Origin of the sequence: Cyclobacterium roseum, from assembly GCF_010119225.1 — a bacterium.
GTDB lineage: Bacteria > Bacteroidota > Bacteroidia > Cytophagales > Cyclobacteriaceae > Cyclobacterium > Cyclobacterium roseum.
In genome coordinates, this window is record NZ_WNKF01000011.1 from 164451 (window position 1) to 185854 (window position 21404).

11 protein-coding genes are annotated in these 21404 nt (G+C 44.3%); 8 read left to right on the forward strand and 3 right to left on the reverse strand.

Going from position 1 to position 21404, the window contains the following annotated elements; all coding sequences use genetic code 11:
* Positions 1 to 180: 180 nt before the first annotated feature.
* From GJQ68_RS16085 to GJQ68_RS16100, 4 genes are read left to right on the forward strand one after another with little or no spacing between them, the layout of a single operon-like run.
* A complete protein-coding gene (locus tag GJQ68_RS16085; protein WP_162418327.1) occupies positions 181 to 1896 on the forward strand; it encodes a PQQ-dependent sugar dehydrogenase in 1716 nt (571 codons plus the stop codon).
* Complete coding sequence (locus tag GJQ68_RS16090) at positions 1893 to 2762, forward strand: sugar phosphate isomerase/epimerase family protein (RefSeq protein ID WP_162418328.1); 870 nt, start codon at positions 1893 to 1895, stop codon at positions 2760 to 2762. The genes GJQ68_RS16085 and GJQ68_RS16090 overlap by 4 nt, the downstream gene beginning before the upstream one ends.
* Before the next feature lie 3 nt (positions 2763 to 2765).
* Positions 2766 to 5600: a PVC-type heme-binding CxxCH protein gene (locus GJQ68_RS16095; RefSeq protein ID WP_162418329.1), complete on the forward strand. Its 2835-nt coding sequence runs from the start codon at positions 2766 to 2768 to the stop codon at positions 5598 to 5600.
* Between the two features lie 40 nt (positions 5601 to 5640).
* Entirely contained in the window at positions 5641 to 7107 is a 1467-nt protein-coding gene (locus GJQ68_RS16100) for a glycine--tRNA ligase (RefSeq protein WP_162418330.1), read from the forward strand.
* Positions 7108 to 8688: 1581 nt separating this feature from the next.
* Here the strand turns inward: GJQ68_RS16100 and GJQ68_RS16105 are convergent.
* Complete coding sequence (locus GJQ68_RS16105) at positions 8689 to 9381, reverse strand: carbohydrate-binding family 9-like protein (RefSeq protein WP_162418331.1); 693 nt, start codon at positions 9379 to 9381, stop codon at positions 8689 to 8691.
* Positions 9382 to 9705: 324 nt separating this feature from the next.
* Between GJQ68_RS16105 and GJQ68_RS16110 the strand changes: the two genes are divergently transcribed.
* The 3 genes from GJQ68_RS16110 (at position 9706) to GJQ68_RS16120 (ending at position 13997) form a co-directional block, all read left to right on the forward strand.
* A complete protein-coding gene (locus GJQ68_RS16110; RefSeq protein WP_162418332.1) occupies positions 9706 to 10200 on the forward strand; it encodes a Cif family virulence factor in 495 nt (164 codons plus the stop codon).
* 483 nt (positions 10201 to 10683) lie between these two features.
* Positions 10684 to 11910, forward strand: a complete 1227-nt coding sequence (locus tag GJQ68_RS16115) for a glycoside hydrolase family 18 protein (RefSeq protein WP_162418333.1) — start codon at positions 10684 to 10686, stop codon at positions 11908 to 11910.
* A 1406-nt stretch (positions 11911 to 13316) separates the two neighbouring features.
* The gene (locus GJQ68_RS16120; protein WP_162418334.1) at positions 13317 to 13997 is read left to right on the forward strand and encodes a sugar transferase; all 681 of its coding nucleotides are present in this window, start codon (positions 13317 to 13319) and stop codon (positions 13995 to 13997) included.
* A gap of 198 nt (positions 13998 to 14195) precedes the next feature.
* Here GJQ68_RS16120 and GJQ68_RS16125 read toward each other — a convergent pair whose 3' ends face one another.
* On the reverse strand, positions 14196 to 14996 hold the full coding sequence (locus GJQ68_RS16125; RefSeq protein ID WP_162418335.1) for a WecB/TagA/CpsF family glycosyltransferase: 801 nt from the start codon (positions 14994 to 14996) through the stop codon (positions 14196 to 14198).
* A 736-nt stretch (positions 14997 to 15732) separates the two neighbouring features.
* Between GJQ68_RS16125 and GJQ68_RS16130 the strand changes: the two genes are divergently transcribed.
* On the forward strand, positions 15733 to 20595 hold the full coding sequence (locus GJQ68_RS16130) for a malectin domain-containing carbohydrate-binding protein (protein WP_162418336.1): 4863 nt from the start codon (positions 15733 to 15735) through the stop codon (positions 20593 to 20595).
* 70 nt (positions 20596 to 20665) lie between these two features.
* Here GJQ68_RS16130 and GJQ68_RS16135 read toward each other — a convergent pair whose 3' ends face one another.
* Positions 20666 to 21403: a DUF4184 family protein gene (locus GJQ68_RS16135; protein WP_162418337.1), complete on the reverse strand. Its 738-nt coding sequence runs from the start codon at positions 21401 to 21403 to the stop codon at positions 20666 to 20668.
* Between the last annotated feature and the right edge of the window lies 1 nt (position 21404).

Genomic DNA, 21404 nt, shown 5'->3' on the forward strand with positions numbered 1-21404 from the left:
CAACTTTCCCATAGTTCTAAACTTTGGGAAAGTTAACCTGAGGGTGATTTTAGTCCAACCCAGCCAAATAAGTATTACAAATTCGTAATCGTAAGGACCACCTCCAAATCCTGTTTTTTTATTTTGGTAGAATAAAGTAGATTAGTCGGGTCAATTGTTTTAGAATAAGCCTACGAATATATGAACTACCGATATTACCCTTCCCTTTTTCTGCCAGCCATCGCTTTGGCCTGGTCTTGTTCTTCCGGGGAACCCAAATTGGAGGAGCAGATTCCCATGGACGAGGCGGCATTGGAAAGCGGCGAAAATTTATTTGATACCCACTGCAGCAGTTGCCATGGATTTGAGCAGGACGGAATTGGGCCCCATCTGGGAGGGATCACCCGGGAACAGCCCCTGGATTGGCTTCGCCGCTTTATCAAAAATCCCACAGAAGTAATCGAAAGCGGGGATGAGCGGGCCAAAGCTGTTTTTGAGCGTTACAATACCTACATGCCGGCCTTTGGCTACCTGGAAGAACAGGAAATCGATGCGATCATTGCCTACATGCACCAGTTTCCGGCACCGGAGGAGGTAGAGGGCGCACGGGCCGATTCCATTTTGAATCCCATTCCCGAAGCCATTCCCCTCTCCGATCTGCTGGTCGAATTGGAATGGATCAGCACCATTCCTGCTTCCGCAGAAAATAAGCCCCGGACCCGCATTGCCAAAATGGACTACCATCCTGTAACGGGCGATTTGTACATCATGGACCTGCGGGGCAAAATGTATCGCATGGAGGGGGAAGAAACCGAAGTGTACCTGGACATGCAGCAGCAAATGCCCGATTTTATCAACGAACCCGGACTGGCTACTGGTTTTGGCAGCTTTGCCTTTCACCCGGACTTTGGTACTAATGGCCTGCTGTACACCTCTCATACCGAAAAACCGGGAACCGCTCCCGCAGATTTCACCTACGGAGACAGCATCAAGTCTACCTTGCAATGGGTGGTAACCGAATGGAAAACCGAGCACCCCCTGCAGGTGCCTTTGGAGGCAGAAAGCCGGGAGCTGTTCCGGATCGATATGGTTACCGGAATACATGGCATGCAAGAGTTGACTTTCAATCCCCTTGCCGAAAAAGGAGAACCGGATTACGGCCTGTTGTATATCGGGATCGGAGACGGAGGCAGTGTGGGCGCCGGTCATCCCTGGGTTCCCCATGGAGCCGAGCAGGCCTGGGGCTCCATTTTCCGCATCGATCCCTCCGGAACCAACAGCACCAATGGCAACTACGGTATTCCCCCGGATAATCCCTTTGTGGATCAGCAGGAAAGGCTACCCGAAATTTATGTGCATGGCTTTCGCAATGCCCACCGGATTACCTGGACGGCTGACGGAAAAATGCTGGCCACCAATATTGGGCAGGGTCAGATCGAATCCCTGTATATCGTGCAGCCTGGAGATGACTATGGCTGGCCGGTCAGGGAAGGTCCTTTTGTGATCGAACCGGCAATGGATTTAAATCAGGTTTTTCCCCTGCCGGAAAATGATGCCGAACTGGGCTACACCTATCCGGTAGCCATGTACGATCACGACGAAGGCAATGCCATTTCCGGAGGGTATGAATACCAGGGAACCGATATCCCCGAATTGCGGGGCAAGTATCTTTTTGGGGATATTGTTCATGGCCGACTTTTTTACGTGGAAACGGCCGATTTGGAGCGGGGAAAGCAGGCCCCGGTTTACGAATGGAAAGTTAGCTATGAAGGAATTTCCCGACCCCTTTCCGAAATGTCAGGCAGCAACCGGGTGGATTTGCGGTTGGCAAGGGACCAGGGTGGAGAAATGTACCTCTTCACCAAAGCCGATGGCAAGGTATATCGGATGACAGGAACGTTACCTCCGGATCAATGAAAAATTTCGACCGAAGAAAGGTACTCAAGAGCATGGCTTGTTTGGGAGTTATGACAGTGGTCTATCCAGGCTATGGAAATATGGGTAGATACCTTCCCGCCCTTTCCATCGGTGCTTGCGACTGGTCCATAGGCAAAACCTCCGATCCGGAAGGCTTTGCCCTGGCCAGGGAAATCGGATTGGACGGCTTGCAGGTAAGCCTGGGTACCCCCCAAAACGACATGCACCTACGGAAGACAGCCGTTCAGCAGGTTTTTTTGGAGGCTTCCCGGGAGCATGGGGTGGGCATTGCCAGTTTGGCCATCGGCGAACTGAATCGGGTGCCCTACAAGTCGGCTCCGGAGACAGAGGCCTGGGTGCGTGACAGCATCGATGTGGCCAATGCCCTGGGCTGTACCAATGTCTTGCTGGCTTTTTTTGGTGAGGGCGATTTGCGGGACGATCCGGAAGGACAGGCAGAGGTGGTGCGCAGGCTGCGGAAAGTGGCCCCCAAAGCGGAAGCGATGGGCGTGAACCTGGCCATTGAATCCTGGCTTAGCGCCGAAGAACACCTAAAGCTTATTGAAGCCATCGGCTCTCCTAATGTGAAAGTCTATTACGATGTGGCCAACGCTACGGAAATGGGCTACGATATCTTCCGGGAAATGGAACTGCTGGGAACCGAGCACCTTTGTGAAATCCATTTTAAAGAAAACGGAAACCTGCTGGGGCAGGGGAAGGTAGATTTTGAACGGGTGAAAAGCACGCTGGAAAAGATCGGGTACGAAAATTGGATTATCATAGAAGGCGCGCTTCCCAATGGAGCGGAGATCTTGCCAGCCTACCAACAGAATTTAAAATTCGTACGACAACTTATACGCAGTTAGCCCATGAAAACCTACCACCTGCTTTCCTTGTCTCTTTTTTTGGGTCTTCTCTCCTGCGGGCCTGGCACCCGGGATGAGGAGGCTCCGCTTTTGTTTGTACCGGATGACCTGGAAGTGAGCCTGTGGGCCAGCAGCCCGCTGTTTCACAATCCCACCAACATGGATGTGGACGCCAAAGGCAGGGTATGGCTTACAGAGGCTGTTAATTACCGTGATTTCCGCAATGCCGATGGGCACCTGGTAAGGGAAGCGGGAGACCGGATCATGATCCTGGAGGATAGGGATGGAGATGGAAAGGCCGACACTTCACAGGTGTTTGTGCAGGATGAGGATTTACGAAGCCCTTTGGGCATTGCTGTGGTAGGCAATCAGGTAATCGTTTCCTGTTCTCCAAATGTGATCGTGTATACGGATACCGATGGAGATGATATTCCCGATAATAAAGAGGTTTTTTTGACCGGATTCGGAGGAAAGGACCATGACCACGGTTTGCATGCCGGCCAACTGGGTCCTGATGGGAAATGGTATTTCATTACCGGCAATGCCGGGCCTCATCAGGTTAGGGACAAAGAGGGTTGGACCCTGCGCTCCGGCAGCGTTTACAATGAATACACGCCCTACAGCACCGAAAACGTGCCGTCTCAGGTAAGTGATGATGGGAAAGTGTATACCGGAGGGCTGATTATCAGGATCAATCCTGATGGCAGCGGCATGGAAGTGATGGCTCATAATTTCCGCAATGCCTACGAGGTATTTGTGGATTCCTTTGGCAATATGTGGCAAAGCGATAATGATGACCAGACCGCCTCCTGTCGCAGCACCTGGCTGATGGAGGGAAGCAATGCCGGCTTTTTCAGCGAGGAAGGAGACCGTACCTGGCAAGCGGACCGACGGCCGGGTCAGACCATAGCGGAAGCGCATTGGCACCAACACGACCCCGGGGTGTTGCCTGCAGGCGATATTTACGGGGCAGGCTCTCCAACCGGAATGCTGCGCATCGAAGGAGACGAATTGGGGGAAGCATACCGGGGTTTGTTGCTCGCTGCCGATGCGGGAAGAAACATTATTTTTGGCTATCATCCCAGGCCGGAGGGAGCCGGGTATTCCCTGGCAGAAAGACAAAATTTTATCGCTTCCGTTGACGTGGACAACGAAGGCTACATCTGGCATCAGGTAGAAGCGGATACCAGCAAGTGGTTTCGGCCCAGCGATGCCACCCTGGGAACGGATGGATCCCTTTTTGTAGCCGATTGGTATGATCCCATTGTGGGCGGACATCAGATGCGGGACAAGGAAGGGCAGGGAAAAATCTACCGCATTACCAAAAAGGGGCAGGACTATCCCAAAGCCAGCATTGATTTCGCGACCGTTTCCGGTCAGGTAGCGGCCTTGCGTAACCCTGCCGTACACGTGCGTGCCAGGGCAGCCCAATTACTGCAAAAACAAGGCGCAGCGGTAATTCCCGAATTGGAAACCCTGCTGGATCATGCCAATCCCTTTTACCGGGCCCGGGCGATTTGGTTACTTGCTGGAATGGGAGCACCAGGAATACAAAAAATTCAACCGTTGTTGCGAGACAAAAATCCGGAACTGGTTCTCACAACGGTCCGGGCCCTGGCCGCCCATGCTCCGAATACCTTGCTGAGGGAAGCGGAAGGGGTTCTGTTAAATGCCGACCCCCTGGTCAGGCGGGAATTGGCGATATTGTTGCGGCATGAGGATTATGAAAAAACAAGCCAAATTTATGCCTACCTGATCGAAGGTTACGATGGAAAAGATCCCTGGTACCGGAATGCATTGGGGATCGCTTTAAGCGATAGGGCCAATGAAGTATTTGAAGCGGAATGGCAAGGATTGGATCCCCTGGAATGGAGCCCGGAACAGGCTTCCCTGATATGGGAGCTGCATCCTGAAGCGGCGATTTCTGCCCTGAAGCTTCGGATGGAAAGCGAAACCCTGAGTCCCGAAGAACGGATGCAGGCGCTGGAAACCCTGGCCTTTATCCCTCATAAGCAAGCGGCAGAAGTGTTTCTGGAACTAGCCGAGGAGGAAGGCAGCCTGGCCGAACAGGCCCGCTGGTGGTTGCAATTCAGGAAATACAACGAATGGCAGGCATTTCTGGAAGATTGGGAGCCGCCCTTGGACAATTTGCCATCTGCCCAACCGGAACTCCTGGCATCCCTGGAAAGGCTGGGTGATAGTCTGGCTACCGGAGATCAGCAGCGGGAAGCACTGAAAATACTGGCCGAAAGCCCGGAGGGCAGGTTGCACCTGGCACTATTGGCGGTCAAGGGAAGTATTCCCGATTCCCTGCAGGCGCAACTCCCGGAGGAATGGTCTTCCGAAGGCAGGCCTGCCGTAAAGCACTTGTTGGCCCAGTTTTTTGGCAGGCCACAGGAAGTGGAAGAGGCCGCAGTTAATGCACTTGAGGGCGATGCAGCGGCGGGTAAGGTATTGGCTGCTCAAAACTGCCTGGCTTGCCACCGCATCGGGGAGTCGGGAAATGATATTGGTCCCAACTTGAGCGGTATTTGGCAAAAGATGGATGCTCCTACCCTGGTAAATGCGATTGTGCAGCCCGATGCTGCTATTGGTTTCGGTTCCGAATCCTGGTTGGTTCGCCTGAAAAACGGGGCAGTGCTTTACGGGTTGTTGCAGTCCAACGGTCCGGTGGTCACGGTGCTGGATAGTCAGGGGCAACGGTTTGTAATTCCGGCATCTGACGTAGCAGAGAAACGCCAGGTACCGCTTAGCCTGATGCCCAAACCGGCAGAAATGGGACTGATGGCGCAGGACATTGCCCATATCCGGGCCTATCTGATGCAGGGAGATCTGTAAAAATCTTGTACACTATCGGTTTTTAGTTAATTTTGCGCCCATGGCAAAATCAGCACAACCTCAGGAAAGCAATCTGCTTAAAGATATTATCGCCCATGCCAAGGAGTATGGGTTTGTGTACCCCTCGTCGGAAATTTACGATGGCCTGCAGGCCGTCTACGATTACGGCCCCTATGGGGTAGAATTGAAAAATAATCTTAAGCGCTTGTGGTGGGAATCCATGACCCGCCTGAACGATAACATAGTGGGAGTAGATGCGGCTATTTTTATGCATCCCACTACCTGGAAGGCTTCCGGTCACGTGGACAGCTTCAATGATCCCATGGTGGACAACAAAGACAGCAAAAAGCGGTACCGTGCGGATGTGTTGATCGAAGACAAAGCCGCCCAATACGAGCAGGCAGGAGAAGCGGAACGGGCAAAGGACCTTTTGGCGGCCATGGGCAAATTGCTGGATGCGGAAGACTTTGCCGCCCTGAGAGAGTTGATGATCAATGAAGGCATTACCTGTCCCATGAGCGGCACGGCCAACTGGACCGAGATCCGGCAGTTTAACCTGATGTTTTCCACCCAGGTAGGATCGGTATCGGAGGATTCTTCCACCATCTACCTGCGACCTGAGACGGCACAGGGTATATTTGTCAATTTCCTGAACGTGCAGAAGACTGCCCGGATGAAAGTACCTTTTGGCATCGCTCAGATTGGCAAAGCCTTCCGGAATGAGATCGTAGCCCGGCAGTTTATATTCAGGATGCGGGAATTCGAACAGATGGAAATGCAGTATTTTGTTCGACCCGGTACGGAAATGGAATGGTACCAAAACTGGGCCAAAACCCGGGTAAATTGGCACCTGGCCCTGGGAATCCCCGAAGATAAAATCCGGCGACACGATCACGACAAGCTGGCCCACTACGCCAATGCCGCGCTGGATATCGAGTACCAGTTTCCTTTCGGATTTAAAGAGGTGGAGGGCATTCATTCCCGCACCGACTTTGACTTGAAGGCGCATCAGGATTTCAGCAAAAAGAAGCAGCAGTACTTTGATCCGGAAGTAAATAAGAACTACATCCCTTACGTGGTCGAAACCTCCATTGGAGCGGATCGGCTGTTTTTGATGACCTTGTGCAATGCCTATACAGAAGAGCAAACTGGGGACAAAAGCAGGGTATATCTGAAATTCCACCCTGCGATCGCACCGGTGAAGGCGGCTATCTTGCCTTTGACCAAAAAGGATGGCTTACCAGAAAAGGGCAAGGCCATCTTTGAGCAATTGAAGTATGATTTCAACATTATCTACGAGGAGGCGGCCTCTATCGGCAAGCGCTATGCCCGGCAGGATTTGATCGGGACGCCCTTCTGCATCGCCGTAGACCACCAGACCCTGGAGGACGATACCGTCACTATTAGGCACCGGGATACCACGGAACAGGAGCGGGTAGCAATATCCGATCTGCACGGCAGGTTGTCGGAAGCCTGTAGTTTTCGGACGGTGTTTGAGAAGATATGATGTTTCCCTCCCCGGTCCGCTCCCTGAGCGGAGTCGGTACTGACCGTCATTGCGAGCGCAGCGAAGCAATCTGAATCGAAGCGTTTATGTAGGGAGTTCGAAAATTGGCATTTGAATACGTGGGATGTGTACGTATACCAACAGACTGCCGCGGATACGTGGAACGTTCTTCCATCCAGCCAGGGTAACCAACATTACTCTGTGCTCTCTTTAATTTTTTTGTCGCAAAGGACACAAAGGAGCCACAAAGAACACGAAGGTTTTTTACAAGCTCCTCTGTGGTTTCTTTGGGCTCTCTGTGACTAAAAATTTATTACGAATTTTTCGATCTACCAGCAGTACCCCGTCTAGGTGAGTTTGAAACGTCACACTTCCATTTTTCGGTTCATGAATAGATTAATTTACCATTAAAGCATTTGAAATAGCTAACCGTGAACCTTCCTGGGAACGCCTTTTCGTGGGTTCAATCTGAGCCGGCATTACAAATGCCTCAAATACGCTTCCGCAGAGATATAAGGGTGTAGAAAAATTCTACACCCAGCGGATTCTCAATAGGCCATGATGTCCACAAATGCCTCTTACTGATAACAGATTTCAAACCTCAGGCGTGAAGGGCCGCTGGCACTAGCGACAAGCCGTTTTCAGGAATGAGGTTATTTGCTGCTAATGCAAGAAATTCCACGTTACAGATACCCCGGGTTGCACCTCCTGCGTCGGCATACACGGGTCTACTAACATGGCAGTCCGCCGGTGTTGCTGTTTTAATTATTTCATTCTGAATTTTGCGTTTTAAAATTGTTAGATCTCGCTGGGACTAGGTTAGCCGAGGCGACGGAAATCAGGCATATCGGATATAGCGCAAGTATTCGTTCCTGTTGCCGATTTTGACGCAATTACTAGCTTTGATAAAATATCTAGAGATGAAAAGCGGGCGGGCCGACACAAAACCGGGGGCGCGGGAGGCTGTGGGGGGAAGGATTTTTGTGTCTTGATCTTTTGGTACTTTTGGATCAAGCCAAAAGTACGAAAGGAATTGGCGTTAACTACCATCATCAGCCTCTGTCCTGCAATAAGCGAAAGTCTGCGGTCCAATCGTGTCAGGTTCCAAAATAATCCCTCCCGACTTGACCGGAACAGACAGTTGAAAACGGCGGATGTGAACGTATTTCGACAGACCGTCGCGGGTGCGTGGAACGTTCTTCCATCCAGCCAGGGTAACCAACATTACTCTGTGCTCTCTTTAATTTTTTTGTCGCAAAGGACACAAAGGAGCCACAAAGAACACAAAGGTTTTTTTCAAGCTCCTATGTGGTTTCTTTGGGCTCTCTCTGACTAAAAATTTATTACGAATTTTTCTATCTACCAGCAGTACCCACTCCAGGTGAGTTTGAAACGTCACACTTCCATTTTTCGGTTCATGAATAGATTATTTTACCATTAAAGCATTTGAAATAGCTAACCGTGAACCTTCCTGGGAACGCCTTTTCGTGGGTTCAATCTGAGCCGGCATTACAAATGCCTCCATGCCGTTTTCACCTTAATATAAAAATTTCACACCCAGCGGAGGTACGTTTAGTTAATTTATTCTTTTATTACCGTTTTGCCAAAAGCGGAAGGGATATGAAAATCAGGCGTTGGGCTTTCTGGTCTTATCCAGGAAAACCAGGTAACATCTTCGGTTACCAAACTTTTATAGTCGGCTCGAAAGATTCCAAGATAAAAGGGGGATGAGATCCCCAGTTCTTTTAGTTCGAGTAGGGAGATCTTGCCTTCAACCATGTATCCCGTTTCCGTGATTTTGGCAGCCAGCTCTTTGCTGGTAAAATCCCAACTTTGGTTAAAATCACGGTAATGGGCCGCAGAATAATCGAGCACGTTTCCATTCGGGTCAATTTCGATGCAATAATACCTTGCCAGCGTTGTATCGCTGGAAAAAAAGAGTTCAACCCGATCTTCCCTTTCTACAGATGCCTCGTTTTCAAAAGGAACGGTTGTAACGGTATTGTCCCGCACATCAAAGACGAAATTCAAATATTTTGGCGAAACAAAGGCTCTGAACGTTGTTTTATCGACATTTTCTTCGTTTGGCCAGGGAGAAACCAACCCTTTAATTACCCTGGCTTGTTCCCATGCATCTTCGTCAATAATGCCGTCTGCCACTATTTCGCTTTCTATGGAAGGAATGGCGAGTCGGGACGGTGTTGAATCTCCGCAAGAGAAAAGTAACAATACTAGGGTGAACAGGTACGGTTGCCGATCTGAGATTTTAGTCATTTTTACTTTTCTGTTCTGTTTCTGTTTTCTGATGACCTGATTCATGCGTTTATAATTGGTTTTTCCATACCTGACATTGTTCGGTTACCGGTACATCCCATGCCTGGCCAGGCGGTTTTCGGGCATGATGAAATGAAATGTATCCAAATGTACACACTCCTGGTGAAAAAAATTCTTTCAAAAAAACAAAAGAAATTCTAGATTGAGGTAGTGTTACTGGGTAAATAACGTACCAGGTGCAATTTACCCAAAGCGGCACTCCAAAATTTTTGAATGTGAAAAACCTTCAGAGGATTAAGTGAAACCTTTAACCGTATATCAATTATGCATGTAAAAAACAACCTGTTAGTCTTTCTTCTGCTATACTCGCTGAACGGATTTTCGCAAAATAGCGATAGCCAAGATCGTGATCGATTGGCCGAATTAGACGCGTTCTGGATCGAAGTTTCACGTACGATCGAAGAGGGCGACTTTGAAGGCTATGCAGTCACGTTTCATGAAAAGGCTACGTTGGTTTCCGGTGTTAGCGGGGTCGCCTATCCGATCGCTAAGGCCCTTGCCGGATGGAAAAAAGATTTTGACGATACCCAATCCGGAGTAAGGAAGTCATCCGTGGCATTTCGATTTAACAGGCGATTAGGAGACCCTACCACCGCCTATGAAAGTGGAATTTTCCACTATTCCTTTGAATTGAATGGAGAAAAGCAGGGCTATTACATCCATTTTGATGGCTTGTTGGTAAAAGAGGGCAGCTGGAAAATGATGATGGAATACCAAAAAAGTCGGGCCACCCAAGAAGAATGGGATGCGTTGGAATAGGTTCGGGAAAACGAATATACTTTAAAACAGGAATTTAACCTGTGATTCCCTTGCGACCTTTTAACGGACCTTTCTTTCTTTATTTCATCTGTTTATAATTTTCTTTAAGTTGCCACATAGCCTGTCCCGATCTTAAATCGGGAGAATCTCGCGTGCTTTATAATCATCCCTCCGTGGGTCGCTTGCGTCATGCTCGATTTCATGAAAGCATTTACCCAGCATGGGATTTGTTTACTTTTACTGTAACCGCCATTGCCGTTGCTATTTCTCTTTTTGAATAACCGTTTTTTTAAACTTCTCTTTTTCTACGGCATCCCCCTGGTTTTAATTAGTTCAAAAGTGGCTGCTGACGACGCAGGGGCCACCCAAAATGCCCAATTTATAAAATAAAATTTTCAGGTTTTGCTTTAACTTTAACAAAAAATTTATTTAATTGATTAATGAAACACCTTACCTGACCTACGTCCCTAAAAACGAACAAACATGCGACCTACCTGGAAAAGCACAAACCTACCTTATCTCCTGGCCCTTTTTTTTATTTTTGGCTGTTCCAATCAGCCAAACAACCAAGGAGAGCAAACTCAGGAGGTAGCTTCCCCGGCAAGTGGGCCTGTGGTGATGGCCTATTACGTGCCGGAACGTGACTATAAGCCGGCGGAGCTACCCGTCGAAAAGCTTACCCACATTATTTACTCCTTTACCCATGTGATTGAGGGGGAAATGAAATTCAGAAACCCTGAGGAGGCCGGTCCAAAGCTCGAGGCCTTAGTGAAGCAAAAGGAGCGCAATCCCGACCTCAAGGTAATGATCGCCTGTGGCGGTTGGGGAGCGGATGGATTTTCGGACATGGCCCTGACGGAAGCGAGCCGCGCAAAATTTATTGAGAGCGCCGCTACCTTTATTGAAGCCTACCAATTGGACGGCATGGACATGGACTGGGAGTATCCGGGAATATCGGGTGCCGGTACCATGGCCCGGGAAGAAGATACGCAACATTTCACCGCGCTGATGAAAGGCCTACGCAAGATGCTGGACGAATTTGATACACCAAAGCTGCTGACCTTTGCATCGGCGGGATGGAAGCGTTACTACGACCATATAGAGCTAAATGAGGTCATGAAATATGCCGATTACACCAATGTAATGACCTATGATCAGGTATCCGGGGTCTCCGAATATACCGGGCACCATACTCCGCTGGGAGACGTAAAGAGTGAAGATATTGCGGGCACGCCTTTTCATGATTACCTGGATAGCTTGTACCGGATAGGAGCCAATAAAGATCCCCACCCACGCTCTGCGGAAAAAATTGTGAATTTCCTGATCGAAGAAGGGGTTGATCCCGGCCAGATAGTCATAGGAAGTGCGTTTTACGGCCGGGTTTGGAAAGGCGTTCCTCCGGAAAACAACGGACTGTATCAACTTAGTGGGGGCATCCAAATTGGCTGGATGGCCTATCACCAAATCCGGGAGAAGTATGAACCAGACAGTAACTTTCAGCGCTATTGGGATGAGCAGGCCCAAGCGCCCTATATGTACAATGCTGCAGACAGCCTGATGGTATCCTATGACGATACCGTTTCAGTAAGGGCAAAAACCAACTATGCCCAAGAAAAAGGCCTGGGTGGCATTATGTTTTGGGAACTGGGCAACGATACCAAGGAGGAAGGCAGTTTGCTGGATGCCATTTACAAAGCGGCACAAGAGTAGCGTGGATTCAATAGAAAGTGACAACAGAACCACTCATTGTTCTTCGTAACTCTTTTTATTGTCACAGAGGACTCAAAGAGCCACAAAGGGCACGGAGTTTTTTTGGTATTACTTCGTGCTGTGCTTTGTGAGTCCCCTTTTTTGTTCGTTCCCATTCTCTTTGTCCCTATGTGATTCCGTCTACCGATGCTGTCCAACGAATTGCAAAAACACATCCTCATCCAGATTCCTGTGTTTAAAAAAAGTTAGGTTTACCGATGACGTATTTTTACCACCCCCTGTCTCCCCCTCCTAAAACAGGAGGGGGCCCGGAGGGAGGTGATTTGATGTCACTCTTAATTTTTTTAACATGTTGATTTTTAAATAGTTAAAAAAAATACCGTCATCCCGATTTCTGCATTTTTTAAATGTTAATTCTCGCAGTGACGGGAACGGCTTGCGGTTACTCCAACGTCGTCATTGCGAGCGCTAGCGAAGCAATCTTAACCGGAGCGTTGATGTAAGAATCACGAAAAAGGGCAGTTAAATACGATGGACGTGTCCGTCTTCCGACAGACTGCCGCGGGTGCTGGGGCGGTTAATGAAATACGATTGGGGTCAGATTAGCCCCCTCGCAGTGACGGCATCGGGTCGCGGTTTCTCCAACGTCGTCATTGCGAGCGCAGCGAAGCAATCTGATTCGAAGCGTTTGACGTAAGGAGTTCGAGAAATGAGGTTTTATATACGCCTCATGTGTCCGTAAATCGACAATTTTACCACCCCCTTTCTCCCCCGCCTGAAAACAGGAGGGGGCTCGGAGGGAGGTGACAGGCTAGTCAGAAGCATACGGCAAATCCCAACCAATCGCTGGTATAAAATCAATTTTAAATCGAACGAATAGGTCTGGAAATTATAATGAAATTCAGTGAATTTATAATACTAAATAGCGAATAATACAACTCAAATAAATTATTATCGGTTGGAAATGTAACCTTCTAAACTGTAATTATTTCAATAAATAAGTTTATAGGTATGGGACAGAAATTTTTTGAAATGAAATTAGGCAGAATAAAAATTATTTTTTTATCTTTAAGTCATATACAGCAAAAAAAATGCATTTCAAAAACAATAAAATGTTTCACAATCGTCTTGTTTTTGGTTTAATTTTTTGCTCTAACGCCTGTAGGGGCAGATCCAATTTTATAACCTAAGCAAACCTAATGCGCTCAGATTTAAGCAACAATTAAAATTAAGTAGTAAACAGGAACGATTGAATTGCCTGTATACTACAATCAAAAACCCATGTTAATTAGTCCAAACCCCTTGGATGGAATGATTAGGTGTCCGGTAGAAAAAAAGGAAATGGGTTGGTCTGTTAATGCTGGATAGTTAGAAAATAGAGTTTCCATTGAATTACCGGTAGTTCCATGTATAAGACCTTATTTAGAAATAATGCATTCCATCAAGGGGTAGCGGAAAAACAAACCTCAAAAGATGGACTGAGTGAAAAAAGCCTTCCCTTGAGAATAAAGAATGGTCTTGATTTTTTCATGGCGTTTACCTTCCTGATCGTTATCGCTACCTGGTTATTTCCCCTCATTGCCCTGCTGATAAAAGCCGGTTCGAAGGGGCCGGTGATTTTTAAGCAATTACGGCACGGAAAGGACAACAAACCGTTTTATTGTTTGAAGTTCCGGACCATGGTCGTAAACGATAAAGCCGATACGGTACAGGCAAAAAAAGGAGACCGGCGCATCACCCCATTCGGATCTTTTTTGAGAAAAAGCAGTTTGGATGAATTGCCTCAATTGATCAATATAGTAAGAGGGGAGATGTCACTCATCGGTCCCCGGCCCCATGCAGTGCCCATGAATGAAATCTTTTCGGATCGGATTCCAGGGTATATGAACCGCCATGCCATCAAGCCGGGCCTTACGGGGCTGGCCCAATCCAGGGGATACAGAGGGGAGATTAAAAGCTATCAGGACTTGTACTTCCGGTATCGGCTGGATTTGTTTTACTTTAAAAAATGGAATTTACAGCTGGATGTAAAAATTCTGGTTTGGACCGTTTATTCGCTGTTATTTGATAATAAGAATGCGTATTGAATGGAAAAAGGCAGCCACCTGGGGAGATTGCTTATTGCGTTCAATAGTTCGTTTTCTTAAAGTAGAAGATTTGGGGAAAAAGGGCCGATGAGTAATTTACGTTGACTTCATTTTCTTTAAAGAAAAGTAAATCGGGTACTCGCTGAGACGCTTACCAGGCAGATTTCATATAGGTTACCCGACCCGCTATTCCCCCAATTAATTCATTTTTTCAGAAATTTCCTTCATGCTTTTGAAGCGGCCTTTCTCCTGTTTTTTAGAGGATATCCTACTAAGGATTTCCAGAAACAGGTCCTTAAAAAAAACAGGGCCGTAGTAGCCATACCGAACCCACATTCTTCGGGGCTCCTTGGCGAAGCGTACCAGCCATTCCAGGCCCCAATTGATCCAGGCTTTGCCCGGTCTTTTGACCGTTCCCGCGTAAAAGTCAAATACCGCTCCAATGGAACAAATAACAGGGGCTTCCAAAAATTCTTTGTTCGCAAAAGCCCACTTTTCCTGCTTGGGGGCTGTCATGCCGATAAACAGCACATCGGGCCGAAAGGTATTTGCAGCTTTGATCATTTGTTCGGAATCCGACCCGCTGAAGGTGTTTTTAAAAGGTGGAGAATAATACCCTACTTCAATATTTGGGAACTCCTTTTTGCACCGGGCTTTAATGGCATTTAAGGTGCTTTCCGAAGAACCCAAATAGAAACACTTGCCTCCTTTATTATTAAGGTCTTCCAGTAGGTATTGATGCAGGTCTGCCCCCGCAATTTTCTTAATTTTTTTTCCTGTAATTAACCAGTTAGCCAAAACAATGGCAATGCCATCCGGCAAGATTACATCTGCTTCCAAAAGGGATGTTCTGAACTCGGGATCTTCTTTTGTTAGACAGTAGGAGTACTGATTTAAGGTTTGTATCAATACCTTCTCTGATTTGGGTAAATGAACTAACTCCTGGCTAAATAGGCTGAAGTCGTGGAGTTGATTTTTGAGGGTGGCTGTTGGTGACATGGGTTGGCATTTTTTTATAAGAGACGGCAGGGCTTTAATCTTGCTATTATTCAATAAAATATTTAATAATTACATATTTTATTAAATAAGAAATTTTTAACATTGTTTATAGTTTGATAAGTAAATTTTAAAATTTGGTAGAGGTTTATAGAACATATTTTATTGACGGGTCTTGTTCAAATATAAAAATATTATTTTTTTATATGTAATTAAAACGCATAAAAGTGTCAAATAAATCATAAAAAAAGGTGTATGCAGTTATTGCAGCGTTTTTTGTCCTCCTTGTAAAAAAATCGCAGTCAGGTCTTTTGTCTGTTTGGAAATGAAAACTGGGATTTGAACGGCCACAAACACCTGCCAACCTTGAAAAACATTGGAATTTTAAAAACCAGATGAAATATTTTCTTTCATCATTCGTCTGACCTTCACTAATTCATAGACAAAATGCACAATAGAATAAAAGAAATATTTTCAAAAAAAATCAACTAATTTAAAGCCCTTCGAATTTGTTTTTTTATATAATAAACCGTTTATTAAGCGTGATCACCGTATTATCAAAATATCATTTTGATGTATTCAAAATTCAATTAATATAATTTTAATTTTCAGAATACGGTTTTTATAGGATTTTCGACAATTATCACCAATCAAATGGAGAAATTTTCGGGGAAGATAATAAAAAAATAAACCTTGAAAGATCCTTAAAGTGAGTAGTAACCTTTTTAAATTCAACACAATGAAAACGCTGTTTTATATATTGTTTATCGTTTTAGGGCTGACTTTTTTGGTACAGCCCAGCCAGGCGGCCAATTATTACTTTTCTACAGAATTAGGTAATGATTCCAGAAGTTTTATGGAGGCACAGGACCCCAAGACCCCCTGGAAGTCCATCCAAAAATTAAATGAAATTTTTAATACCCTGAAGCCGGGAGACCAGGTACTCTTCCGTAGGGGGGAAAAATTCTTTGGTAGCATCAATATCAATCAATCCGGATCAGTTGGAAGTCCCATTGTTATTGGTGCTTATGGCGAAGGAGAAAAACCGATCATCACCAGTATGGTACAAATAACGGATTGGGAGGCCAAAGGGAATAACCTATTTGAAGCACCTGTCGAAAGTTTCTCTGAGATGATTAATGTCCTAACCATCGACGGAACCCCTTTTGCTATGGGGAGATATCCAAATGCTTCAGAAGAAAATGGTGGCTACTTGACCATTTCTTCGCATAATAATAACGATGCGGTGAAATCCCAGGAGTTGAATTCATTTCCGGACTTTACTGGAGGTGAAATTGTTATCAGGAAAAAACGATGGACTATAGATAGGCTTAATATTACATCTCAAAGTGGAAACGAAATTTCATTTAATCCGTCGGGAGGTACATATTCTCCCTCAGTAGGTTACGGGTTTTTTATTCAAAACCACCCTCAAACATTGGATCAGGAAGGTGAATGGTATTTTGATAAAATTAATAGAAAAATTTTGTTGTTTAGTAATGAAGGTTTAGTTTCCACAGAAAAAATTGAGTTAGCAACATTAGATAGACTACTAAAAGTCAACCCTATGTCGAGCTCTATTTTAGTTCAAGATTTAATTTTTTTAGGAGCAAATGAAAATAATATCGAAATTTCTCAGTCGTCAGATATAAGCATTGTAGATTGTGAATTGAGGTATTCTGGAATTAATTCAATTGAATCAATAAAGGGGTTAAACTTACTAATTGAAAATTCAATAATAGAAGATAGTTATAGTGGTGCTATTTTCCTTAGAGGTAACAGAAACTATACTATCAGAAATAATCAAATACATAGGACTCAAATATTTCCTGGAATGGGTGGAAATGGTAACGGAAGAGGTGTGGCTATTTCAACTGATCATCTTGCCCATAACGGATTGATTGAAGGAAATACAATTGTCAAAACTGGATACGTTGGTATAAATTTAAATGGAGATAATACCGTAATAAGAAACAATTTTATCGATACCTTCTGTTTTATCAAGGATGATGGTGGTGGTATTTATACTCATGTTGGTTCATTGCAGTATGACTTTACTAATCGTGAGATAAGTGAAAATATTATAATAAATGGAGTAGGAGCAGTTGAAGGAACGCCTGATTTCAATAAAAAAAACAACGGAGCTGCCGAAGGAATATATATTGATGATAACTCTTCTGGAATAGAAATTAGTGGTAACAGCATATCGAAAATCTCTAATAATGGTATTTTTGTCCATAATGCTAGCAATTTATCTATTAATAAAAATAAAATATACGATACAAGTCAAGGTATATCATTTATACATGATAACAGTGGAAATCCTATTAGGAACATTAAAGTTAATTCAAATGAAATTCTCTTAAATAATTTTGATGAATATTTTGTTAGAATTAGATCAAAATTAAATGACCTTTCTGAAATGGGAGATTTCAATTATAATTATTATTCAAATCCTTTTAATAATGCGAATACTATTTCAGTAGGAATGCCTGACTCATTAAATAGAATGTTGATTCAAAATATTAACCTGAAGCAATGGAGCAATTTATTTCAGGTTGACCGTGAATCAACGGGTAGCCCAATATTTTTGTCATATTTTTTTATTAAAGATAGGATTGGAAACAATAAATTTTTAAACAATGATTTTGACTCAAAATTGGAAGGTATAGGCTGTTGGTCCCCAAACAGTAATTGTAATTTTACCATTGAAAACAGTGAATTTCTTGATGGAAATGCACTAAAAGGGTTTTTCCCAGATAAAGGTTTTTTAATTGTCGATGTTAAGGAAATAAAACTGGGGTCGAAGTATAATTTAAAATTTTCTGCGTTTTCGAAACAATCCATGACACTTAAGGTGTTTTTGAGGAAAAAGGACTCTCCTTATCAACGAATTTCTGACGTTAAATATTTAAGTGTATCTGACTTGGAAGATGAAGTTAATGAACTGTTTTTATCAGAAGGAAGTGAAGAAAATGCCGTTTTGATTTTAGAACCTCAAGATTCTGAAGCTGAATTTTGGATTGATAATTTGTATTTAGAAGAAGTTACTGGTGAGTTTGTTGATAGAGAAGAGATGGTAATTTTTGAATATAATGACTCTTCCTCTAAAAAATCAATAAAGTTGGACGGAGTATATTTAGATTTAAAAAGTAATATTCATTCAGGAAATATTTTAATAGAACCTTATTCCTCTGTACTACTGATTAAAGTTCCTGAAGAAAAATTAAGCTTATTTCCGGTGCCCATTTCCACTTTAGAATTAACTAATCCGCTAGACAATACAATTTGGAGGGAAGGCGAACAAGTGTCCATTGATGTTAAGATTGACGTTGGTGATATTAATGATATTGAAAAAATAAATTATTATTTCTGTGAAACACTGATCGCCACAAAAAGTGAGGATCCCTTTACCTGTACCTGGAAGAATATTCCATTCGGCAGGCATTACTTGCATGTGGAAGCTCTTGACAAATATGGTAGGGCTATTACTTCAGATAGTATCTTTGTTGAGGTTAAGAAACCCAATGAGGCACCGATTATTTATTTGGATATGCCTTTCGAAAATACTAACATTTTTGCCGGAGAATCCTTGCAAATTAAAGGCAGTGCCATGGATTTGGATGGTGAGATTGAACAGATTGAATTTTTTGCAAATAATGGACGTATTGGACGTACCGAAAAAAGTCCTTTTGACTTTTCCTGGGAAGCCGTTCCGCAGGGAACCTATGTCCTAACAGTAAAAGTGACCGATAATGAAGGTCTCGAAAATGTCTCTGATCCCTTAAAAATTTCAGTTGAACAAAACAACTCCCTTTTTCCTGATGAGCGTATTCTTTCGGAAAGCAACGGCCTTTTTTTTAATTTGGGCTCATTCGCCGAGGTCAGCATGGTTTCCCGTACTTTTAAAGGGGAAGAGGCTATTGTCGGCTATATCAAAGGCAAGACTCTCTCATTTACGGATTCTAGCAGCTTTGGTGCGCCGCTTTTTTGGACGGAACGTTTTGGTACCGAGTTTACGATTGCTATTCCGGTACCCAATGGTACTTACACAGTTAATACTTATCATAACGAACTTTGGTTCGGGAAGGGTGGACCGGAGGCCAAATTCGGGCAGCGGGTATATGATATTATTCTGCAACAAGAAGCGGTAAAAGAGAAATTTGACCTCTTTCTTGAAAATGATAACCAGCCGACGGTACTTACTTTTGAACAGATTGAGGTCACGAATGGCGTGCTCGAATTGGGATTGAAGGCATACGCCAATAATGCCAGTATCAGTGGCTTTGCGATTTCCCAAAACGATATAGAACCGGTCCTGAGGCTTAAAGCAGGGCAGCTTTCTGATGTGGTGTACAATGGAGATACCTTTGAATCAGACTTAAAATTCAAGGAATATTACGGCAATTCCTCTACGTATAGCCATACCAAGGCCAGCGATCAGCCACTTTTCCAATCGGAACGTAATGGATCAGTGCTAAGTTATGCAATTCCCCTTCCAAATGGTATCTATACGGTAAAGACCTATCACCATGAACTCTATTTCGGTCTTTTGGGACCGTCTGCCGGGGCAGGAAGAAGGGTCTTTGACATTACCCTGGAAAATCAAACAGTAAAAAAGGAATTTGACCTTTTTGTAGAAAGCCAAAACAGACCTACGGTACTGACGTTTGAGCAAATCGCGGTAACCGATGGGGTATTGAATATCGGCATGGTGGCTAGTAGCAATAGGGCAACCGTTTCTGCCATTTCCATTTATGAAAATGAGGTGGATTTAACCCATACCGCTGGAGAGGATTTTACCTTATTTGTAAATACAGGTAGTCAGTCGGATGAATTATTTGATGGGAGCGTATTTTCCAGTGAAGCCAATTTAGAAGGAGGGGTTTACAACACTGACTCCTGGACCTATTCCAACGGGAATGCTTCCGACGAAAGATTGTTTCAGACCGAGCGCAATTCAGGAAAGCTCAACTACCGCATACCGGTTCCTGATGGGGTTTATACTGTCTATACCATGCATAACGAATTGTATTTCGGATATGCCGGACCCTCTTCCAGAGCTGGAAGAAGGGTTTTTGATATCAGCGTGGAAGGGAAATTGGTTAAAAATGGCTTTGACATCTTTTCGGAGAATGGCAATAAACCAACGGTATTGGAATTTATAGATATTCAGGTAAGTGATGGTTTTCTGGATTTGGAATTACTGGCCAGGCAAAATCGGGCTACGCTTTCCGGAATTGCCATAGTACGAAATGGCAAGGGTGGCTCAATTAAGGGAGCCGAGAATAGGGAAGCAATCGGTAGCGAAGTTTTCAGGATAGAAAAAGAGCAACCTATCCTTAATGAAGCAATCAGGGTTTTTCCCAATCCTGCGAGGAATGAAGTAACCGTTGAACTAGGGGTTGATATCACAGAAGGAGGGATTCTTATCCATAATATGGCAGGCCAATTAGTAAAGCATTTTGACCTGAATAGCCTTCCGAGAAATAATAAAGGGTGTACGGTTTCATTAGATGCTATATCCCAGGGAGTATACCTGTTATCGGTATTTGATGGGTTAAAATTGGTGGAAAGGAAAAAGCTAATTGTCGTTAAATAATGGGAAAAGGATTCTTGCTTCAAAATATCAATTTTGTTTTTAACTTAGTTTTCCTTGGAGAATAACTTATTCAGATGAAGTTATTTCTTCGAAAGATAATGCAAGAAAACAATAATCCCCATAAGCAGGAGGCAATTCCTGCAAACACCAATTCAAAAAATTCAATTTTCGTATACCCTAACCAAACCCTGGTAAATAGAATACTGGCTGCGGAAAGAAAAAGGATAGACCAGAATTTTAACTTTGAAACGTAATTGGCTGAAGCTATTTTATCTTTATCCAAAAATAAGATAATCAGGTAAATAGAAAGGATTCCTAATAAGGAACTTGTGTCATCAAAGTATCGAAAATAGTTAAGTATTAAATCTGTCGTTTCATGTGTTAAGCCTATGAAACGGCTTATTCGGATTAAGGTATCAGGAGAATGCGTGATGTTATCCCAAATGATATGACTGATTGCTCCAATGAATATGGAAATCAATACCTTTCCATAATTTTTTTTAAAAATTTCCCCAAACACTACTACTTTAAAGCGGTAAAGTCTTTTTCTGAGGTGTTCTGGAAGATTTTCTATCAAAGGGTTCCTTATGACAGCATGAAATAAAAGTGCTAGTAAAATACCCATAGGAAGGTTAAACCAAAAAACGCCCCCCCAGGAGTGGCTATAAAAACTTTCAGCCTCCATTTTTAAAAATTTCTCAAAATCAGGGGCTAAACTACCTGTGATTAAACCGGTTAGCGAAAGGTACCTGCCAAAAGAACATTTTAGAGGAAATATTATCGCGGGATGAGAGAATGTAAAGGGCATA

Excerpts from the sequence above, each read along its gene's own strand:
- GJQ68_RS16085 (WP_162418327.1), top strand. The coding sequence starts at position 181 with ATGAACTACCGATATTACCCTTCCCTTTTTCTGCCAGCCATCGCTTTG.
- GJQ68_RS16090 (WP_162418328.1), top strand. The coding sequence starts at position 1,893 with ATGAAAAATTTCGACCGAAGAAAGGTACTCAAGAGCATGGCTTGTTTG.
- GJQ68_RS16095 (WP_162418329.1), top strand. The coding sequence starts at position 2,766 with ATGAAAACCTACCACCTGCTTTCCTTGTCTCTTTTTTTGGGTCTTCTC.
- GJQ68_RS16100 (WP_162418330.1), top strand. The coding sequence starts at position 5,641 with ATGGCAAAATCAGCACAACCTCAGGAAAGCAATCTGCTTAAAGATATT.
- GJQ68_RS16105 (WP_162418331.1), bottom strand. The coding sequence starts at position 9,381 with ATGACTAAAATCTCAGATCGGCAACCGTACCTGTTCACCCTAGTATTG.
- GJQ68_RS16110 (WP_162418332.1), top strand. The coding sequence starts at position 9,706 with ATGCATGTAAAAAACAACCTGTTAGTCTTTCTTCTGCTATACTCGCTG.
- GJQ68_RS16115 (WP_162418333.1), top strand. The coding sequence starts at position 10,684 with ATGCGACCTACCTGGAAAAGCACAAACCTACCTTATCTCCTGGCCCTT.
- GJQ68_RS16120 (WP_162418334.1), top strand. The coding sequence starts at position 13,317 with ATGTATAAGACCTTATTTAGAAATAATGCATTCCATCAAGGGGTAGCG.
- GJQ68_RS16125 (WP_162418335.1), bottom strand. The coding sequence starts at position 14,996 with ATGTCACCAACAGCCACCCTCAAAAATCAACTCCACGACTTCAGCCTA.
- GJQ68_RS16130 (WP_162418336.1), top strand. The coding sequence starts at position 15,733 with ATGAAAACGCTGTTTTATATATTGTTTATCGTTTTAGGGCTGACTTTT.
- GJQ68_RS16135 (WP_162418337.1), bottom strand. The coding sequence starts at position 21,403 with ATGCCCTTTACATTCTCTCATCCCGCGATAATATTTCCTCTAAAATGT.